The sequence below is a fragment of the Streptomyces sp. NTD91 genome, from assembly GCF_059510455.1.
In genome coordinates, this window is sequence record NZ_JCAJZW010000135.1 from 1 (window position 1) to 997 (window position 997).

Genomic DNA, 997 nt, shown 5'->3' on the forward strand with positions numbered 1-997 from the left:
GGCCGGTGCCGTCGAACTCCTCACCGGGGAGCGGGAGTGGCCGCTCGACGGTGACCGGCCGCGCCGTGCTGCAGTCTCGGCCTTCGGTGTGAGTGGCACCAACGCTCACGTCGTACTCGAACAGCCCGTGGGTGAGGAGCGCACGGTCGTTGTGTCCGGTCCGGTGCCGTCGGTGGTGCCGTCGGTGGTGCCGTGGGTGGTGTCCGGGCGCAGCCGTGAGGCTGTGCGGGCGCAGGCCGGGCGGCTGGCGGGGTTCGTGGCCGAGCGGGCCGGGGTGTCGCCGGTTGCGGTGGGTGCGGCGCTGGTGCGGTCGCGGTCGGTGTTCGAGCACCGGGCCGTGGTGTGGGGCGCAGACCGGGAGGAGTTGCTCAGCGGGGTTCGCTGCGTCGCCGCCGGCGAGTCTGCCGGCGCGGGTGCGGTGGTCGGTGATGTCGGTGAGGGCGGTCGTACGGCTTTCCTGTTCGCCGGTCAGGGCTCGCAACGCCTGGGCATGGGACGTGAGTTGTATGACGAGTACCCGGCCTTCGCGGACGCCTTCGATGCCGTGTGCGCCCACCTGGACACCGGACTGCCGCTGCCACTGAGGGAGATCGTCTTCGGTGAGGACGCCGACGCCCTGAACCGCACCGAGTACGCCCAGCCCGCACTGTTCGCCCTGGAAGTGGCGCTGTTCCGGTTGCTGGAGTCGTGGGGTGTGCGAGCGGACGTGCTGGCGGGGCATTCGATCGGTGAGATCGCTGCCGCGCATGTGGCGGGTGTGTGGTCGCTGGCCGATGCGTGCCGTCTGGTGGTGGCGCGTGGCCGGTTGATGCAGGCCCTGCCGGCCGGGGGCGCGATGGTGGCGGTGCAGGCTTCCGAGGGCGAGGTGCTGCCGCTGCTCGGTGAGCGGGTGGGCATCGCCGCGGTCAACGGCCCGCAGGCAGTGGTGCTCTCAGGCGCCGCGCAGGCCGTCGAGGAGATCGCCGGGCGCTTCCGCGCCGAGGGCCGCAAGGTGACG

The 997-nt window shown here is 72.5% G+C and carries 1 protein-coding gene; it reads left to right on the top strand.

Annotated elements, in window-relative coordinates; all coding sequences use genetic code 11:
- On the top strand, positions 1–997 hold a 997-nt coding region (locus AC5WRT_RS38910), incomplete at both ends, for an acyltransferase domain-containing protein (protein ID WP_496101100.1).